3 protein-coding genes are annotated in these 532 nt (G+C 41.0%); all 3 read left to right on the top strand.

What is annotated here, in order from left to right; all coding sequences use genetic code 11:
* Positions 1-185, top strand: a 185-nt coding sequence (locus OZJ21_RS08695; protein WP_268857692.1) for a mucin-binding protein, incomplete at its 5' end; no start/stop codon positions are given.
* On the top strand, positions 166-414 hold the full coding sequence (locus tag OZJ21_RS08700) for a hypothetical protein (RefSeq protein WP_268857693.1): 249 nt from the start codon (positions 166-168) through the stop codon (positions 412-414). The genes OZJ21_RS08695 and OZJ21_RS08700, both read left to right, overlap by 20 nt.
* On the top strand, positions 411-532 hold a 122-nt coding region (locus OZJ21_RS09860; RefSeq protein WP_442916313.1), incomplete at its 3' end, for a hypothetical protein. The genes OZJ21_RS08700 and OZJ21_RS09860, both read left to right, overlap by 4 nt.

Here is a 532-nt window from a genome sequence, read left to right on the forward strand (position 1 = left end):
GGAACAAAGTTCCAAGTCAAAGCTTCGACGAAGTGAAGACGCAAAAAAAGGCAGGCTATACTCCAGATAGAGCTGTTGTTCCAAGTAAAACAGTAACATTTGATACTAAAGATTACACAGAAACTGTAATATATGAAGCAAATAAACAAAAAGGCAAAGTAGTATATGTGGATGATGATTCGTGATAACAACCCTGGCTTACCAGAAGGAACCAAGATTGATGTGGGTGACAATGGAGATACCACAATTACCTACCCAGACAAGTCAGTCGACACTATCACAGGTGATAAGCTGGTTGAAGAAAAGACTAGTGCTGAAAATCTGGATCCAACGGTTAAAGCCAAGACCAAGGTTGATGAAATCTGGATCCAACGGTTAAAGCCAAGACCAAGGTTGATGATCCAACGAAGCTGACTGATGACGAAAAGAAAGAAGTCGAAGACAATATTCGTGATAACAACCCTGGCTTACCAGAAGGAACCAAGATTGATGTGGGTGACAATGGAGATACCACAATTACCTACCCAGACAA

Source organism: Ligilactobacillus sp. UO.C109, assembly GCF_026847815.1.
Taxonomy (GTDB): Bacteria; Bacillota; Bacilli; order Lactobacillales; family Lactobacillaceae; genus Ligilactobacillus; species Ligilactobacillus salivarius.

Bases quoted from the DNA above. Each gene is read 5' to 3' on its own strand.
- OZJ21_RS08700 (WP_268857693.1), top strand. From the start codon at position 166: ATGTGGATGATGATTCGTGATAACAACCCTGGCTTACCAGAAGGAACC.